The sequence below is a fragment of the Filimonas lacunae genome (genome assembly GCF_002355595.1).
GTDB lineage: Bacteria > Bacteroidota > Bacteroidia > Chitinophagales > Chitinophagaceae > Filimonas > Filimonas lacunae.
The window spans coordinates 3,572,409-3,589,895 of record NZ_AP017422.1 but is presented as its reverse complement, the minus strand read 5'-3'; the positions used below and the strand labels follow the sequence as shown (position 1 = coordinate 3,589,895).

Here is a 17,487-nt window from a genome sequence, read left to right as displayed (position 1 = left end):
AAGCTATACCCAAGTGCAGGGCTGCTTTTGGTATTTTCTTGCTATAAAATGGTAGATGTTTGTGGTTCGTTAACGTGCATATAGGAAAGAAGATAACCGGTAGCGATTATCTTTTTTGTCTTTTGTTTTAAAGTGCCGGTGCCTGTGGAAAGTCGATTGGTATTTCCGTAAGGGCATACACATAATTGGTGAAGGTACGCACGGTGATAAGGCCAATAAGATCTATAAGGTCAGTCTCTGTATAACCGGCATCAAAAAAAGCGTTTTTAATGGCAGTGTCTGCTGTGCCTTTGTTTTCTGCTATTGATTGTGCCAGCTGTAACACGGTTTGGAATTGGGTGTTTGTCGAGAATCCTTTTCTCATGTTTATGATTTCCTCGCTGTTAAATCCTTTAAGAGTTGCAAGCATGGTGTGAGCAGCAAGACAATAATCACAACTGTTCACCTGCGAAACAACCAGGTTAATGCCTTCGCGTTCTTTGGCGGTAAAGGTGCTATGGCTAAATGCTTCTTCAAATTCAAGAAGTCCTTTAAGGGCCGGTGCTGAATATCCTATAGTGGCATACAGGTTAGGTACTTTACCCATTTTTTTACTAATAGCTGCAAATAACTGCTGGGCGGGTTCACTTACCTGTTCTTTTGTAGGTACATGGATAGTTTTCATGATCGTAAATTTTATTATTGTTATTGGTCCTTTGATTTGATAGATCAAAGTTAGACGGTGTGATTACCCTTAAATTGTCCATTTGAGCGAAAGAATTGAACAGAAATACGTATAGCATCCCATCCCCGTCTTTTCAACAAAGTAAAATAAGACCGTACAACAAAGTGCCCGGAGCCATCCTGATAGAATTTTGTGGTATAAAATTCAAGGATATGACAGGCGATAAATATGTATTAGTTACGGGTGGAACTGGTTTTGTGGCTTCTCATTGCCTTTTGCAGCTTTTGCAAAAGGGGTACCAGGTAAAAACTACGGTTCGCTCTTTGAACCGGAAGCAGGAGGTGTTGGATATGCTTACCACAGGTGGCATTACTTCCTTCCGGAATATTCAGTTTATAGAAGCAGATCTTACCAGCGATAACAACTGGGCCGAAGCGGTGAAAGATTGTGCGTATGTATTGCATGTGGCTTCACCTATACACTTGCATCTGCCCACGCATGAGGATGAAATGATACGCCCGGCGGTAGAGGGTACGTTGCGTGTGTTGAAGGCTGCCAGGGATGCAGGTGTAAAGCGGGTGGTGATGACCTCTAATTTTGGCGCGGTAGGATATAGCCATAAAGACCCCTCCACACTCATCACCGAAGACAGCTGGACAAACCCCAACGAAAAAGGCTTATCAGCTTATAACAAATCTAAAGTATTGGCCGAACGGGCTGCCTGGGATTTTATAGAAAGAGAAGGCCGCCAGTTGGAGCTTACTGTAGTAAACCCGGTAGGTATTTTCGGACCATCCCTTTCGGGCAAGTTGTCTGCTGGTTTTGAGTTGCTTAAAAACGTGATGGATGGTACTATGAAAGCGATACCCAAACTGGAATTAGCCATTGTAGATGTGCGGGATCTGGCGGATTTACATATACGTGCTATGGAAGCCCCTGGTGCAAAAGGACAACGCTTTCTGGCCTTATCGGGTGGTACCATCACCTTGCCGGAAATAGCCGGGTTACTAAAAGCGAGAATGCCGGAAATAGGTGCTGGTATTTCTTCTAAAACATTACCGGATTGGGTGGTGCGTGTGGCGGCTTTGTTCAATGCAAAAGCCAAAGCGCTGGCTCCTATGTTGGGTATTAACCGCAAAGCCAGCAATGCGAAGGCTAAAAGCGTGTTAGGCTGGCAGCCGCGTAGTAAGGAAGAAGCTTTGCTGGCATCTGCCGGAAGCCTGATAAAATATGGCGCTATTAAAACAGTACATAAGCCGTAATGGATCAATAACCCTGATGAATGAATTATATTTGAATGATGTTAATGAAAGCCGATAAAATAGTATCCTGTTATATTGGGCCACAAATTTCGCCGGAGCAATTTGTGGAAGAGCATTTCTTTTTATACCTGATAAAAGGAACTATGCATGGCTATGATGGGCATAAACATTATACATTAAAGGCTGGGGAGTGCTGCGTGGTAAAGAAGAATCATTTAGTGCGGTATAATAAGCTGCCGGAGAATGACCACTTTGAAAAAACAGTGGTGATATTGGACAAAACATTTTTGCAACAGTTTGCGCAACGGCATCCGCAACAACCTGTTAGTAACACTTCCCACGCAGCATTTGTACCTATTTCTAAAAATGAAATGCTGCCTGCCTTCCTGCAGTCGCTTAGTGCTTACCTGGATAAGGACGGAAAGATAGATCCTGTTTTTGCGAATGTAAAACGCGAAGAGTTATTGCTGATACTATTGAAATATCACCCTGCTTTAGCGCATACACTATTCGATTTTGGCGCGCCTGAGAAAATAGACCTGGAAGCTTTTATGAACCGCAACTTCCGGTTTAACGTGGCTGTTCAGCGTTTTGCTTATCTCACAGGCCGTAGTCTTACCAGCTTTAAAAAGGAGTTTGAGCAAATTTTCAACACTACGCCGAGCAGGTGGCTGGTGCAAAAAAGGTTGCAGGAAGCTTATTTTCTCATGGATAAAAAGGGGCGAAGTGCTTCTGATGTGTACCTGGAAGTGGGGTTTGAAGACTTATCGCATTTTTCCTTCGCCTTTAAAAAGCAGTTTGGTTTTGCTCCCACAAAGCTGAAAGCGCAGCATCAGTAGCCAGCCGGTTGTTACTGATATATCAACAACGATTACGAAATATCCGAATGTGTTGCCATTTTATTTACTAACTGCTTGATTTTGAATACGTCAATAGGCTGGCCCTAAATTGGTTTACCACGCTGTAAATAACAAAGATGGGTGCTGTACTATCATTTTCACAGGACATAGATGGCTTTGAGTTACTGTTCCGGCACTGGGAAGCAAAGGCGGGCAGTGTATTGTATCCGGAAGAGCGTCTGTGTATTCGTGAAAAGTTGCAGGAGAAAAGGCTGCGCCGTCGCCAGTACTTTTTGCAGGAGGGAGATGTGTGCAGGTATATGGCTTTCCTGTTAAGGGGAGCAGCCAGGATGTTTTCGGTGGATGAAAATGGGTTAGAGCATACCATGGGGTTTTGGGTAGAGGGAGATTGGATGATGGAGGAAGAGAGTTTTTACCTGCAAACCAGTAGCATTTATAACATTGAGATGATGGAAGATAGCCGGGTGTTGTTATTGAATTATGCTGACCTGGGTGTGCTGATGGCTGAATTTCCGGTAGTGGGTAAGGCTTTGCGCATGGCAGAACTGGCCCGGCATTTTGCGTGCCGCAGCCGTTTGCATATGGCTATTAAACTGTCTGCGGCGGAACGTTATGAGGACTTCCACAACACGCATCCCGGCTATATTCATCGTTTTCCACAAACCATGATTGCATCTTTTTTGGGTGTGTCGGCCGAAACATTGTGTCGCGTGCGCCGGAAGAAAAAGATGCCGGTACCTGCATTATTATAACCAACCTGCCATAAAAACATTATATACTCTAACCTTTCTTTGTACAATGGATGAGCGATTGTCTGTCATTTACAAAACACTTGTCAAAAATTTTTACCGGTTACTGGAAGATCAGAACCTGCCTGCTGTAGTGGAATGTTTTGCAGAAGAGGGCTATTTCTGGGATGTGGAGCTATCCAGGCGTTACCGCGGAGGGCGGGAAATTGCAGAAGGGGTTGCCGTATATTTTACGGCCTTTCCCAATGCACACCGGGAGTTGTACGAAATGCATGTGTCGGGTGCACATAAAGCAGTGGTGGTGGTAGAGCTGTCGTTAAATGGAACGCAACAGGGGCCATTGGTGTTGCCCTGGGGTATTATAGAACCTGCAGGGAAAAACATTCATGTGCCGTGTTGCGAAATATTGTCGCTGGAAGATGGAAAAATTATCTCCTATCATTGCTACATTCCCTATAGCATGCTACTCAGGCAACTGGGAAAGTAGGATGTTACTTTTGCGTAATGCGTTTTTCAATGCCCAGCTTTTTCATTTTTGATTGCAGGGTAGAACCGTTTAATTCCAATAACTCTGCCGCGCCACCGGGGCCAAATATCTTCCATTGTGTTTTTTCCAATACGGCCAGTATATGATCCCGCTCGTTTTCGGAAAAGGTTTTTAGCGTATCGGATGATTTTATCCTTGAGGAATGCGTAGCTGCCAAAGGGATAGAGGGGATAAGGGTGCTGGTACATAACAGCACACTGCGTTCCATCATGTTTTGCAGTTCGCGGATATTGCCGGGCCAGTGGTAAGATAGCAGGGATTCTTTAGCGGCATCAGAAAGGCCTTCAATGTGCTTTCTTTCGCGGGCTGCCAGCTGTGCTACAAAATGTTCGGCTAAGGCAATAATGTCTTCGCGCCTTTCCCGCAAAGGGGGCATGTGGATGGGGAAGATGTTTAAGCGGTAATACAGATCCATCCGGAACCGGCCGGCTGCCATTTCCTCTTCCAGGTTGCGGTTGGTGGCAGCTATCACACGCACATGAATGGGCTTGCGTTTGCCACCAATAGGTTCTATTTCCCTTTCCTGCAATACCCGCAGAAACTTTACCTGCAGGTCTACAGGTAGCTCGCCCACTTCATCCAGGAAGATAGTGCCGCCATCTGCCTGCTCAAACTTTCCTATCTGTTTTTCGTAAGCACCTGTAAATGCTCCCTTTTCATGGCCGAACAATTGCGACTCAATCAGATTGGCTGGAAGCGTGCCGCAGTTGACAATGACAAAAGGCTTATGGCTGCGTTTACTCAGGCGGTGTATGGCATTGGCTATTAATTCCTTGCCCGTGCCGCTTTCGCCCAGGATAAGCACAGAGGTATCTGTTTGCGACACAATTTCCAATTGACTGAACACCGATTTCATCGCAGCGCTTTCGCCCAGTATGTTTTCGTAGCCGGGTTTGGTGCGGGCAGGTTGCCTGCGTGGGGCGGTAAGTGACTGTTCCTGCTTTTGCTGGTGCAGGTAAAAGGCCACATCCATCATTACCAGCACTTCCTTCTGGCGAAAGGGTTTTAACAGAAAGCCGTAGGGACAGCTTTCTTTAGCGAGTTTTAAAGTAGCGGCATCAGAATTGGCGGAGAGGAATATAAAAGCGATGTTGCGCGCGGCAAGCATATGTGCCAGGTCAATGCCCGTCTGGTTTCCTTTTAACTGGATGTCCAGCAGGGCCAGGTCGGGCTTTTCATTTTCCAGTATCACCAATGCCTGAGCTACAGATATGGCAATGCTGCAAACATGATAGCCTGCTTTTTGCAGGATGATTTTTAGATTATTGGCTTCTACGGATTGGTCTTCAACGATAAGGATTCTTGTTTTCATGTCTACATTTTATCTATATCCATCTTTGGCAATGGTGCTGCTATTGCTGCATCTTCGGCCTGAAAGGATAAGGTGATGACGGTACCCAACCGGTTATCAAACTGAATGCTGCCATCCAGGTCGCGGGCAAAGCCTTTCATCAATTCCATTCCCAGCGAGTTAATCTCTGCATTGCTGCCCTGTAGCATCATACCAATGCCATTGTCGGCTATGGTAAGGATGATGGTTTGTGCCTTTTGTACCAACGTTACATTGATCTCACCCCGTGTATGATCGGGGAAAGCATATTTCATCGCATTGGTAACTGCTTCATTGGTGATCATGCCTACGGCAATGGCGCGGGTTACATCCAGCGCTATGTTTTCGGTATGGGTGGAGAAATGGATATGTGATGGATTGCCAAAACTCTCTGCAAGGTACTGCACAAATTCACGCATGTACACACTCATGTCAATGGTGCGTAACTCATCCTGCCGGTACAGCTTTTGGTGTACCAGGCTCATGGCATATACGCGGTGCTGGCTTTTTTCCACCGCTTGCAAGGCTTCTTTATCTAAAAATGCGGCCTGCGATTCCAGCAGGCTTACAATGGTGTGCAGGTTGTTTTTTACGCGGTGGTGTACTTCTTTTAATAACCATTTCTTTTCTTCCAGCAGCTTTTCCAGTAAGGCGTTCTTTTGGGTGATCACTGCATTGGTGTTGCGTCTGTGCCTGCTTTGGCGATAGAGAAGAATGGCCAATAGCATTAATAGCAGCGATGCGGCTATTATCCAGTTACGTATAGTGCGGGCGCTTGACAACTGCTGGTGATCCAGTAACTGCTCTTTCTGTAGCAGCTGCACATCTTTCTCGCGTTCCTCGGTCTTATACTGGAAATTGAGTTGTTCAATCGTTTTGTCGCGGTCTTTATCGTACAGGATCAGGGAAATTTCATTGGCGGAGCGTAAATGCAGCATGGCCGACCGGAAATCGCCCAGGGCAGAATCGGTTTGGCAAAGATCTTTATGTATCTGTAACAGAAAATCCTGCCGCCCGGATGGTTGCCAGGTTTGCAAGGCGCTATCCAGGTACAGGTGAGAGCGTGCGTATTGGCCTGTATGGTAATAGATGATGCCCAGCGCCCGGTAGTCCGATCCTTTGGCATCGGTGGAATATTTCAATCCTTCCGCTATGCCATAATGAATGGCCTGGTAATATTGGGTTTCTGCCTGCTTATAGTTGCCGAGTGTAAAATATATTTTCCCGTATGTTTTATGATACAGGCGTTTGTCTTCGGCAGTTGTAATGGGTATATGGGGTACAATGCTGTCCATCATGCGCAAGGCCGCCGGGGCTTTTTTCAGTTCCAGCATATCGGCTACTATGGAACTCAGAATGGGCATTACTATGCCGTATTTTTTGGTCCACAAACAATGGTTCAGGGCTTTTCTGTTCCATATAATAGCTTGTTCATGTTCTTTCAGCACATAGTATATCCGGCATAGCAGGTTGTACGAATTGGTGATATAAGTGGTGTCGCCTGTGCTTACTTTAATGTGCTCTGACCGGAGGGAGTAGAAGAGGGCGCTATCTATTTTACCGCTGTTGAGAAAATAGGTGGCCAGGTGGTCGTAGGCGTTGGTTAACGGGCCCGGGTAAGGGGTGGCTTCTGTAATGATCTTTTGCAGCAGTATTTGCGCAGTGTCTCCTTTGTGTGCATCCAGGTACATTTGGGCAATGGAAGCGCGGCTGTGTAGTTCCTGCTCCTTATCGCCCTGCTGTTGTGCCAAAAGCCGGGCATGGGTATAAGCGGAAAGCTCGAGAGAATCCATTTGCTGGTTTCGGATGCTTTCGCCCAGCAGCTGCCAGGCCAGTCGTTCATTGGCTTTATCGCCTGTTTGCTGAAAGCGTGCAATATGTGCCTGGTAGGTGGTAGGGGACAGCGTGCCGCTATTGCCGTTGATAAAGGTTTTTAACAGCTGAATATGATTTTCGGCATAGGGGATATGATGGGCGAAATTCAGCAGGCGTGCCTGCTCCAGGTAATGTTGTGCAGAATCGTCCTGCCCGATAATATCCGCTTTAAAAAGATAATAGTCCGCTGCTTTAAGCAGGGCAGTTATCCGGGCGGTGTCGGTGGAAAGGCGTGGAATCTGTTGCAGGAGGGCAGGCGTTCCCGATGCCAGGCCCGACATCTGTGCGTTGCTGGTAAAAAAACAGGATATACCCAATAACAATATCATCAAACGTTTCCCCATATGCAGTAGTGCTAACGCGGTAAAGATAACCAGAATTGTTGCTGTTGATGCAGGTGATTGCCTGCGGTGTACGTGGTGCAGGATACCTGGCGGGGATAGGGGAAAGCCCGGGCACTATTGGCCGGGTGGCTGTTGCCAGCATGGGATAACGCCTGTGTTATCCCATGTGACAAAAGAGGTATGATGAAAATGGGATTCTGTTGCATATCCCAAATTTGGCGCAAGAGAACAAATTGTGCATTGACAAATGTCAATTACAGCCACTTATTTTGCTTTTGGCGCGGTGTTAATCACCTGCGACATATCTAACGCTTCGCGCAGCAGCTTTATTTTGCCATTTTCTGCTACCAGTCGGCCCATGTAGTGTTGTTGGTAAGGCTGCCCGTTGCGGGTGGCTTCTGCGTGGTATTCGCCAAATGCCTGAGTATCGGTTTCTATATGGATGACGATATCTTTAAAGTGGAAATTGGGAAAACTGGCTGGAAATCCCTTGAAAAAGGCTTGCAGGGTTTCTTTGCCCGCCCAGCGATGAGGAGCGCCAATGCTGTTAAGATAAGGCAGCTCTATTGCGCCGTCTTCGGCAAATAATTCAAAAGCCTGTTGTGCTTTGCCTTCGCTAACAAAGCGTAGGTAATCCTGTAGTAATTGTGATGGAGTTGACATGTTATATCGTTTTAATAGCTCAAAGTTCCTGCGAACAGGCGCTTTGAGCTATGATATTTGGTAAGTTATTATTTGATATAGATCAAGTGTGTTTACAGCTTATGTCGCTTATTTGGCAGCAGGCGGTAACTTATCCAGGAATACATTCAGGGTGCGTATTTTGCCACCTTCCAGTATAATCAGATCCATTCCGGAAATGAGGTTGGGTTTGGAAGCCGGGCCGTAGTTCCAGTAATATCTTACCATGTTATTGCTGTTGTCTATTTTAATAAGGCTGAATTTGAAACGGGCGTTCTGTTGTTGCAGTTTGCTGATGCGGGCGTTTAAGCTGGCAATGCCATTAGTGCTGCCTTCTTCATCAAAGAAAGCTATATCGTTCTGATATATTTCTTTGAGTTTGGGTAACCTTGCCACCGAATCTGTTTCGTTCCATACAGCTACCTGTTTTACAGCAAAGGATTGCAGAAATGCTTTGTTGTAGGTTTCGGTAGTGAGCTGTGCAGCGGTAGCGGGATTCCACAGTTTTACAGCGGGCTTTTGTTTCTCGTATCCTTTTCCGTTAGGATAGCTGTTCAGCTCAATAGAAGCGCCCCAGGGAGTTTCAAAGTATACCCAGCTTTCGCCTTCTGTATCAAACATACCTGCATTAATGTCTGTAAGGAATTGAATGCCTTTGGATTCCAGGAAGGCTTTGGTGGCTTTGATGTCTGTGGTGTACAGCGAAATGTGGGTGGCGCTGATATCATCGCGGTAAGGCTGCACGGTGCTGCCTACCGGCGGTGTATAGCCAAATAACTCTATGTTAGAGCCATCGCCTGCACGCATCATCACTACAGTTACTGCACCAGCATTATCATGAATATGGAAGTTTTTCTTCCAGTTGGCATCCATAGCAAAGGGGCCTAATTTGGTTACCTGCTCAAAGCCAAACAGGTCGTGAAAAAACTGAACGCCCTGTTCTAAGTTGGGCACGTTAATGCCAACGTGGTCTATGCCTACAATGCCGGGCGCTTGTGCTTTGGCAGATGTGTTGAAGCCGCCTACGGTTAAAGCCAGGGGAGCCACTATGCCGCTAACGATATTACGGCTGATGTTATTGATCATTTTCATGGTGATAAATTTTATATTGTTATCGATGTATTAATTCAAAAAGCGTTTTATCTCTGCTACTGCAACGGCGGGTTGCTCTTCCGGTACAAAGTGGCCGGAGTTTTCTACTTTCACCACTTTTACATTCGTTGCTTTTTTAGGCAGGGTATAGTTTAACCAGCCATACCCGGGGCCGCCCAATCCCAGCACGGGCATGTTTAAAGGAGCGTACTGTTTATAATCTTCTATGTCCTGCATAAACGTGCGGTACCAGTTGTTGCCTGCGCGAATGGTTTCTTTGCTGTTATAAGCGGCTGCATATACAGCGCGATCCAGTGTGGACAGAGAACTGTCGTTGTTTAACAGGTAATGGAATATTGTTTTTTGAAAAACAGCAGCACGGCCTGCTATCAGTTCTTCCGGTAAGCCATTTATCTGGTTAAAGGCAAACCACCATACATAAGGGCGGGCCGGATCCAGCTTGTCGGTAGGTGTGCCTAAAGCGGGTAACATAGGCATAGCGGCAAAGGTTTCGTCCGGGTGGGGTACATCTATCATCACCAGCTTCTCTACCATTCCAGGATGATTGGCCGCTAAACTAAATGCCACCTGTGCGCCAATGTCGTGTCCTGCCACGTAGGCTTTTTCATAGCCTAACTGTTTCAGCAGTTCGTACACATCGTTGGATACTGTTTTTTTATCGTAGCCGCTATCGGGATGTGCAGAACTGCCCATGCCCCTGTAATCAACGGCAATAACGGTATAGCTTTTTTGCAGCTCCGGCATCATTTTATGAAACGACCACCAGGTTTGGGGCCAGCCGGAAAGCAATACCAGTGGTTTGCCTGTGCCGCCCTTTACATAGTGTATGCGTATGCCGTTAACGGTAGCATAGCCATTGGCAAAGCCAGGTAATTGCTTTACCAGCGCTTCATCCGATAATGAGGAGTTGTTTATAGAAACCGGTAGATGTTGCTTTGGTTGCGCTATGGTGGCGGAGCTAAAGCCCACCAGTGTAAAAAGGGTGATGGCTTTGGCTGCCTGTTTTATCAGATTGTTCATGTTGTATTATTTTGGGGAGGAAGGAAAACACAAAGGCATGAATAAGGCCATGCCTTTGTGTGTAGTAAGAATTATAACTGAATCTTGTCCAGTAAGCCAATTTGTGCAAACAGGATAGTGGCGGCAGTATAACAATGGAACTGTTTTATCTTACCGTTTTCCAGTAAAAAGAAATCTGCACAAGGGGTATTGATGGTTTTACCTGTTGGAGGAATGGTTCCCAGCGGCAATTCCAGCGGGCCATTGTGGGTGCCGTTTAAAGTTAATTCCACCATAACCATATTCTCTTCATCTTTCACATACACCTTCAATAGTTCGCGGTGCATGTTGGGGAAGGCTTTGGCATAGATATCTACGGTGTTGCCAATGTCTTCACCATAATATTTCTTTCCTGCACTTACATCCCAGAAATAACCATCAGGTGTAAACATAGAGGTGAATAGTTTGGAGTCCTGTACCTCTGCTGCTTCATAGAGTGCGCGAACAATTTGTTCATTAGATTGCTGTGTTGCCATATTGTATAGATTATGTGTTACTGTTTTGATACCACAAAGTTGTATCACAGCGTGTTGACGAACATTGACATTTAATAAAAAACGGTATTGATAAATGTCAATAGAATGCCCGCTGTGTATGCCTGTAAAAAGCCCCGCCGTTATAGCGGGGCATAGACCGGACGAGCTAATCCGGCCTTAGTATTTCGTTTTATAGGTGCTTTTATTTACTTAAAGGAATAGCAACGCGTACTGTTGATCTAAAGCCGGCGGGCCTGTTTTTCACCGCTGTTTCAAAAAAGCCTTTCACTTCCATTAAGCCGCCACCGGGGAAAAAATAAGCCAGTCCCGGGCCATAGCCCAGCACCCGTTCGCGGGTATTGTTAATGCCGTATTGTGTAGCGTAGTAATCGCTATGTCCATCATAGCTATCCTGTTGCAGCTGGCCGAGGAAATAGGCTGCTGCTTCTATTCGTAGCGATGGCAGCAAGGCATAATCCACGGAGTAGTTGCCATTGTAAAAAGCGCCGGGCCTTGCCTTTGTGCCGATGATATGGGTATTGTAGTTAAACTGGTTGCGGGCGCTGATGCTAAACTGTTTGTTGAGCTGTAAGGTAAAAGCATGATACAGGCCGAAGGAGTATAAATGTGCCGAAGGGTTGATAGCGTAACTCTTGGTGTAAGCGCCTACCGGCCAGCTGATGTCCAGCTCTGTACGATGCGAGAATGGCTTGCCAAACAGTTTTTTGTCACTCCATTGAATGGCGGTGCCTGTAATGATATCGCCCCATGCTTTGGGATTGGTGGAGGGTGCATTGCCGGTGGTGGAAGAAGCACTTACCTGTGCTACAGGTATAATGGTGGTAAAGCCCAGGTTGCCACTCCCCACCTTTATTTTACTCAGGTAGATGAATTGGTGCAGGGTAACGAGGGAGTTTATTTTCAAATCGGTAGGCGCTTTGTGTCCGTTTTGATCGTAGATGGCCCTGGTTTGAAATAGCTGGGCATAGCCCTGGTACAGGAAACCCGGTTTGCCTGCTATGCCATCGAACACGTTGGCTAACCCCAGGTTGGTAGGGGGCAAAGTGGGGTCTTGCGCCTGTGCGTTATGGGGCTTGCCGGTGAATAGCGCCAACAGTAGTGTTAACTGTAGCAAAGAATAAAAAAGCGGTCTTGTGTTGTGAGGGCCGGAATTGCCGGCAAGAGTAGTTGCTTGCATGTTGCAAACCTAGTGGGCAGGCTATGGCCGGAAGATGACAAAAGCTAAAAAATAACTTGACAAATATCAATGCTGTTGAGTGGCAATTGTCAAGGTGCAAGTGAGGCTGATAACTCATATTTGTGGTTGGTTTTTTATAGCTTTATGTAGTAAACAGCTGACACCAACTAAATCTATTCCTGTGTTTGAAGCATTTAAAAAATATATTCTCGAAAAAGCCAACGTTACAGAAGCCGACCTGGAAAAGATTGAAGCGGTGTGCCAGTATAAAAAGCTGCGTAAACGGCAGTTTTTGTTACAGGAAGGGGATGTGTGGAAATACAATGCTTTTATTGTAAAAGGATGTTTACGTACCTACACTATTGATGATAAAGGCACGGAACATATCCTGAATTTTGCCATTGAAAACTGGTGGACGGGCGACCGGGAAAGTTTGCAAACGGGAAATCCTTCTATGTACAACATAGATACACTGGAAGATGCGGAGGTGATCCTGATTACCAAAGCCAATTTCGATCAGCTGTGCAGCACCATTCCGGCTTTTAATGATATGGTGAATGCCATTTTGCAAAGAAGCTTTGTTGCATCGCAAAGCCGCATACACACGTTTTTAAGCCTGGGGGCAGAGGAGAAATATCTGAAGTTCCTGGAAAAGTACCCGCAGCTGGCTACGCGTGTTCCGCAGGGCATGATTGCTTCTTATCTGGGCATTACTGCCGAAACGTTAAGCCGTGTTCGCAAACAAACCGCCAAAAATCAACGTTCTTCTTAACCAATTTTGATCTATGTCAATTTTGATTTTATGATACATCAATGGTAGCGCTTCCGGTCTGTTTCATCTTTGTATCCGTGGTTTTACTTACAGCCACCCTACAAGCATATGAAACGTTCTTTAGGTATAAAAACAATTCTTATAAGGACAAACGGACAGCAACGGCAAGGCATGGCTGCGCTGTTGGAAAATGGCATGGCAGCAAAAAAGGTGCTGGTAGATCCAGGGCTTACCGTGTATCAGCTGCCTGATGGCTGTACGGTAGAATTATATTGTGCCGGGTCGTGCTATCCGCCTTATTTATTTGCGCATGGCGATGTGGTGATCGGTTACCGTGTGCATAATCTGCAACAGTCAATGGAGGAGTTAACGGCTTCCGGTGGCAGGATGTTGGGGGAGGTAGTGGATTTGAGTGCAGACAACTGTTACTGCTTTATGGAGATGAATGAGGGCGGCGTAGTGGGGTTATACCAGTTGTCTGCTGCTGTTTCCTGAGCTAAGATGTTGGGCATTATATATACCAATTTGCTATTAAAAGAATAAGACGATGAAAAAAGCAATGATGATAGTGATAGGGCTGATTGTGGCAACAGGTGTGCTGCAACTGTTCCGGCCTGAAAAAGTACCCAGCACGCCCGCCGCTAATTTAGCCGGTGTGCCGCCGGAGGTGAACCGCATTTTGCGCACTTCCTGTTTTGATTGTCACTCCTCTGAGGTAAACCTGCGTTGGTACGATCAGTTGAGTCCTGCCAGTTTCCTGGTGAATAAACATGTGCTGGAGGGGCGTAAGGCGTTTAACTTTTCGGGCTGGGATTCGCTGCCTACGCCTGCGCAAAACAATATGTTGTATTATGCCTTAAACCAGGCGCTGGCCAATGAAATGCCGCTGCCTTCCTATACCATGGTACATGGTAGCGCCAGTTTATCGGCAGAAGATAAGGCGCTTTTGAAGCAATACATCTTTTCCCGCACACCCCGGAAAACGACGGATACAACGCAGCTCCACGTGGCTGATAAGCAATATGAAGCCTTTGTAAATGGTACTTTACAAGCAACAGGTAAAGTGAAGCCTGCACCTAATGAAATAGCATATATACCGGACTATAGAAACTGGAAAATGATGAGTACTACGGACAGGTTTGATAATGGTACTGTGCGTATGATCTATGCCAATGATATAGCTGTAAAAGCCATAGAAGAGCATCATACGAAAGAGTGGCCCGACGGCGCTGTTTTTGCCAAAGCAGCCTGGAAAGAGCAGGTGAATGCCGATGGTAGCGTTACAGCAGGTGCTTTCTGGCAGGTAGAGTTTATGATAAAAGATGCCGGAAAATATGCGCAAACAGCGGGATGGGGTTGGGCCCGGTGGCGTGGGGATGATTTAAAGCCTTATGGAGCCAATGCGGCCTTTACCCAGGAATGTGTTTCGTGTCACCAGCCTATGAAAGGCAATGATTATGTTTTTACCAAACCGTTGAACCTTTTCCGTGCCTTACAACAAAAAAGATAGTTATGAAAAAGCAATACTATTTATCCTTATATACTCTGGCAATGCTATGCCTGCTGATGGCAGGTTGTCATAGCCAGCAACCGCTGGGTTTGAATGAGCAGGCATCTGTACAACCGGCAGATGAGTTACCCGAAAATCCATTGTTGCTGCACGCGCTTACCAGCAGCCTGCAACCTAAAGACAGCATCATGTGCATTCTTTATGGTAATGATGCAGCCTTTGCCTATGCTGCCAAACATAGTGATGGCCGCTATCCGGTCGGAGCTGTATTATATAACGTAGCCTGGAAGCAGCAGCCGGATGAACAATGGGCCGGTGGCAATATTCCCGCAGCAATTACGACTGTAGAGCGTGTAGCTATCGATGCTGCCGGTATGCCGGTGTATACCCTGTATACAGGCAGTCCTTTAAAAAAGGTGGCTGTTAATGGTGCGGATAGTTTACGGCTGTCTGCTATTCTTCGCCTGAGAATGGCGGCTTCTCCCCGGTAAGTATGTAAAAACAAACAGGCATCACTTCTGTGATGCCTGTTTGTTTAAAAGCTTTTACGGTTATCATTAAAAGCGTAAAGTGATGTTAGCAGTTACCCTTGTTGGCATTTGCGGGGCCAAACGGAACGACCAGTATCTTTCATTCATAATATTATCCACTTTCACACCTACACGGAAGGTTGGACGATCGTAATAAACCGTAGCATCCAGTACTTTGTACGAAGGAATAGTAAATGTAAAGGTGGAAGTGTTGGTTTGGAAAGCGGAGCTTCCGTAGTTTCCACCTACACCAAAACCTAAACCTTTAGCGCCGCCGTTCATAATATGATAGCTCATCCACAGGTTGGCCAGGTGTTGCGGGCCGGCTTCTGCGGGACGTAAGCCTATCATGTTGGCTTTTGCCTGGATGTACTTGTTGTCGTTATAAGTGTACCCAGCCACAATGTTCAGACCGCCAAAAGGATTGGCAATTACTTCTGCTTCTACACCCTTGCTCAGTTGGGTACCGTCCTGCAGGCTAAAGTTTGCGTGGTCAGGATCGTCGCGCAGGGTATTTTCTACTTTAATATGGTAGTAGCTGATGGTGCTGCTTAAACGGTGGTGAAAGGCGTCCAGTTTAATGCCTGCTTCCCACTGGTTGGCGTGCTGTGGTTTAAAGCTGTTACCCGAAAAGTCCGTGCCACCCTGGTTGTTGAAGCCATTCATATAGTTACCGAAAAGGCTTACCTGGTCTTTCACTACCTGGTACACTAAACCAAGCTTGGGCGATAAAGCGTTTTGCTGGTAGGCCAGGGTAGAAGTGTCGTAATAAGGGGCGTAGTTGCCTTTGTCCTCGAAGTGATCTACACGCAGGCTTAACATAGCGCTTAACTGATCGGTGATGTTTACTACATCTGATACATAGGCACTATAAGTATATTGGTTGGTGCGATAGTTAGAGAAACTTCTGATAGGTAATCGTGCCGCAATAGAATCTACCTTGTCCACATTCAGAAAATAATATTCGCTGGGTTTTACATGCTGGTAGTTGATAGTAGGCAGCACAATAGTAGGGGTGTTCCTGTCGCTGCGCTGGTTGTAAAAATCAATACCTGCCACCATGCGGTTACGGATACCGGCTATGTGAAAGTCGCCCACAATGTTTTGCTGCAATTCGGTACCATTATAGGGAAAGTTCTCGCGCTGAAAAGTAGGGCGCAGCGTGCTGTCGGTAACTGCTGTCAGGGAAGATACATAGCCTTTGGTAGCCGAATAGGTGCGGGTAAAGAAGGTTTGCAGCTTCCAGTTGCTGTTCAGCTGGTAGTTGATCTGGCCGTAAAAGTTCAGTTGCTGAGTTTTGTAGTCCAGTGAATTATTGGTGAAGGATTTGAAATAATCAATGCCCATATCTTTAATGTTGGTAGCCTTGCCGCTGGCATAAGGAGCCAGGCGGATAGGCGAAGTAGCATTGTACATAGAGGCTTCCATATCAATGAGGAAACTCAGCTTGTCGTTGGCTTTGTAAATAAAGCTGGGGGCTATCATAGCGCTGCGGGTAAAGCCATAATCCTGGAAGCTTTGCTCGGTATGCAGGGCGCCGTTAATACGCATCAACACGCTGTTGTCGCTTTTGATAGGGGTGTTGATATCCCAGGTAAGACGGTTGAGGTTGTAGCTGCCGCCGGAATAGCTGATCTCTGTTTTCCTGTTTTCGTTAGGCTTTTTGGTAACACGGTTAAACAAGCCACCAAACGAAATCTGGCTGCTGTTGAACAGGGTGCCGGATGGGCCTTTAATGGCTTCCAGCGCTTCCAGGTTGGCGGGGTCAATATTGGTATATACAAAGCCGGAAATACTGTTGCGTATCAGGTTGGCAGTGGTAAATCCGCGGGATAACATGGCGCTACGGCCCTGATTGTACACTACCGGCACACCTGCACCGGGAATATTTTTAAAAGCGCTGTTGTAATCGGTAATCAGCTGCTCTTTCATCAGTTCTTTTGTTACCACGGTATATACCTGCGGGTTTTCCATGTTCTTTAAAGGTAAACGGGCCACATCGTCCGTTTCCTTTTTATTAAACCGGTTAAAGCCCGTGGTAATGGTCACCTCTGTTAACTGCTGCTGGGTAACAGACAATTTTACTGTTACAGCGGCTACGTGGTGCGGATGCACTTCTATATGTTCAGTAACCGGGGCGTAACCTAAATACAGCACTTCCAGCTCGTATTGGCCGGGATGTACATCCCATAAGGTAAATGTGCCATCTTCTTCCGTAATTGCCTCGGCATGTGTGCCTTTAAGGCGAACAGAAGCGCCGTCAACAGGTTTGCCATCGCTGGTAACCACACTGCCTTTTACTGCGGGACGGTGGTCGTTATCGCGGGCCAGGGAAATAGTACTGCATAGAAAAAGAGTAAATACAAGCAGGAAATGCCTGTAATATGCGAGTAAGTTTTGCATGTCTATCTATTAATAATGGGGTATGATTAGAGGATGCAAAGCTGGCGCGGTTTTACCGGTGTACCTACCTGTAAAGGGAAAAGCGTTTACGCAAAGCGGAAAAATACCGGTTGC

The 17,487-nt window shown here is 46.3% G+C and carries 18 protein-coding genes; 8 read left to right on the top strand and 10 right to left on the bottom strand.

The window, feature by feature from the left end:
* Positions 1–127 precede the first annotated feature (127 nt).
* Entirely contained in the window at positions 128–664 is a 537-nt protein-coding gene (locus tag FLA_RS14245) for a carboxymuconolactone decarboxylase family protein (RefSeq protein WP_076378190.1), read from the bottom strand.
* Between the two features lie 212 nt (positions 665–876).
* Here FLA_RS14245 and FLA_RS14240 point away from each other — a divergent pair, with 212 nt between their 5' ends.
* The 4 genes from FLA_RS14240 (at position 877) to FLA_RS14225 (ending at position 4,022) form a co-directional block, all read left to right on the top strand.
* On the top strand, positions 877–1,926 hold the full coding sequence (locus tag FLA_RS14240; protein WP_076378192.1) for an SDR family oxidoreductase: 1,050 nt from the start codon (positions 877–879) through the stop codon (positions 1,924–1,926).
* A 35-nt stretch (positions 1,927–1,961) separates the two neighbouring features.
* On the top strand, positions 1,962–2,765 hold the full coding sequence (locus tag FLA_RS14235; RefSeq protein ID WP_231940442.1) for a helix-turn-helix domain-containing protein: 804 nt from the start codon (positions 1,962–1,964) through the stop codon (positions 2,763–2,765).
* Between the two features lie 137 nt (positions 2,766–2,902).
* The gene (locus FLA_RS14230; protein ID WP_084206158.1) at positions 2,903–3,538 is read left to right on the top strand and encodes a Crp/Fnr family transcriptional regulator; all 636 of its coding nucleotides are present in this window, start codon (positions 2,903–2,905) and stop codon (positions 3,536–3,538) included.
* A gap of 46 nt (positions 3,539–3,584) precedes the next feature.
* Positions 3,585–4,022 carry a nuclear transport factor 2 family protein gene (locus FLA_RS14225; protein WP_076378194.1) on the top strand — a complete coding sequence of 146 codons (438 nt, stop codon included), beginning with the start codon at positions 3,585–3,587 and terminating at the stop codon, positions 4,020–4,022.
* A gap of 4 nt (positions 4,023–4,026) precedes the next feature.
* Here FLA_RS14225 and FLA_RS14220 read toward each other — a convergent pair whose 3' ends face one another.
* The 8 genes from FLA_RS14220 to FLA_RS14190 form a co-directional block, all read right to left on the bottom strand.
* On the bottom strand, positions 4,027–5,394 hold the full coding sequence (locus FLA_RS14220) for a sigma-54-dependent transcriptional regulator (RefSeq protein ID WP_076378196.1): 1,368 nt from the start codon (positions 5,392–5,394) through the stop codon (positions 4,027–4,029).
* A gap of 2 nt (positions 5,395–5,396) precedes the next feature.
* Complete coding sequence (locus FLA_RS14215; RefSeq protein WP_084206159.1) at positions 5,397–7,631, bottom strand: sensor histidine kinase; 2,235 nt, start codon at positions 7,629–7,631, stop codon at positions 5,397–5,399.
* Positions 7,632–7,642: 11 nt separating this feature from the next.
* The gene (locus tag FLA_RS31175) at positions 7,643–7,837 is read right to left on the bottom strand and encodes a hypothetical protein (protein WP_148666369.1); all 195 of its coding nucleotides are present in this window, start codon (positions 7,835–7,837) and stop codon (positions 7,643–7,645) included.
* A gap of 58 nt (positions 7,838–7,895) precedes the next feature.
* Positions 7,896–8,294, bottom strand: coding sequence for a nuclear transport factor 2 family protein (locus tag FLA_RS14210; protein ID WP_076378200.1), 399 nt, complete (start codon positions 8,292–8,294; stop codon positions 7,896–7,898).
* A 108-nt stretch (positions 8,295–8,402) separates the two neighbouring features.
* A complete protein-coding gene (locus FLA_RS14205; protein ID WP_076378202.1) occupies positions 8,403–9,404 on the bottom strand; it encodes a VOC family protein in 1,002 nt (333 codons plus the stop codon).
* Positions 9,405–9,434: 30 nt separating this feature from the next.
* Positions 9,435–10,445: an alpha/beta fold hydrolase gene (locus FLA_RS14200; RefSeq protein ID WP_084206160.1), complete on the bottom strand. Its 1,011-nt coding sequence runs from the start codon at positions 10,443–10,445 to the stop codon at positions 9,435–9,437.
* A 71-nt stretch (positions 10,446–10,516) separates the two neighbouring features.
* Entirely contained in the window at positions 10,517–10,960 is a 444-nt protein-coding gene (locus FLA_RS14195) for a nuclear transport factor 2 family protein (RefSeq protein ID WP_076378204.1), read from the bottom strand.
* A 202-nt stretch (positions 10,961–11,162) separates the two neighbouring features.
* Positions 11,163–12,158: a SphA family protein gene (locus FLA_RS14190; protein WP_076378206.1), complete on the bottom strand. Its 996-nt coding sequence runs from the start codon at positions 12,156–12,158 to the stop codon at positions 11,163–11,165.
* Between the two features lie 181 nt (positions 12,159–12,339).
* On the opposite strand from FLA_RS14190, the gene FLA_RS14185 reads away from it, so the two are divergent.
* From FLA_RS14185 to FLA_RS14170, 4 genes are all read left to right on the top strand, one after another.
* The gene (locus tag FLA_RS14185; protein WP_076378208.1) at positions 12,340–12,930 is read left to right on the top strand and encodes a Crp/Fnr family transcriptional regulator; all 591 of its coding nucleotides are present in this window, start codon (positions 12,340–12,342) and stop codon (positions 12,928–12,930) included.
* A gap of 108 nt (positions 12,931–13,038) precedes the next feature.
* A complete protein-coding gene (locus tag FLA_RS14180) occupies positions 13,039–13,425 on the top strand; it encodes a hypothetical protein (protein WP_076378210.1) in 387 nt (128 codons plus the stop codon).
* Positions 13,426–13,477: 52 nt separating this feature from the next.
* Positions 13,478–14,440 carry a cytochrome P460 family protein gene (locus tag FLA_RS14175; RefSeq protein WP_076378212.1) on the top strand — a complete coding sequence of 321 codons (963 nt, stop codon included), beginning with the start codon at positions 13,478–13,480 and terminating at the stop codon, positions 14,438–14,440.
* Positions 14,441–14,442: 2 nt separating this feature from the next.
* Positions 14,443–14,931, top strand: coding sequence for a hypothetical protein (locus FLA_RS14170; protein ID WP_076378214.1), 489 nt, complete (start codon positions 14,443–14,445; stop codon positions 14,929–14,931).
* 66 nt (positions 14,932–14,997) lie between these two features.
* Here the strand turns inward: FLA_RS14170 and FLA_RS14165 are convergent, their stop codons facing one another.
* Entirely contained in the window at positions 14,998–17,373 is a 2,376-nt protein-coding gene (locus FLA_RS14165) for a TonB-dependent receptor (protein WP_076378216.1), read from the bottom strand.
* Positions 17,374–17,487: the final 114 nt, after the last annotated feature.